We start from the raw sequence: 362 nt of genomic DNA on the forward strand, positions 1-362 counted from the left end.
AAGGTTCCGATGGCGGTGGCGACCCCGCTGGCGCTCGATCTGAAGATGAACAGATAGGTTGCGTCCGCATAGACGGGGATGTGGGCGGTGATGCCCTTGAGCACGTCGCGTTCGGTGTCGGGCGGAATCTCGACGGCGGCAAAGGCCTGCCCGCGATCGATCGCGCTGCGCGCCTCGGCGAGCGTTCGGGCGCGAACCGTCACGCTCAATGCGCCGCTCGCATCCAGCGTCTCGACGATCTGCCGGCTGAGATCGCTGAGATCGTTGTCGACGACCGCAATCGGGAGCTTGCGAAGGATCTGGTTCAGATAGGGCTGCGGATAGTAGATGCCGTAGACCAGGGGAGCGAGAAACAGCAGAGC

1 protein-coding gene is annotated in these 362 nt (G+C 63.8%); it reads right to left on the reverse strand.

From position 1 onward, the window contains the following. On the reverse strand, positions 1 to 362 hold a 362-nt coding region (locus AC0L3X_RS47460), incomplete at both ends, for an ABC transporter permease (RefSeq protein WP_473317659.1).

This window comes from Bradyrhizobium sp. MI1.7 (assembly GCF_055811795.1).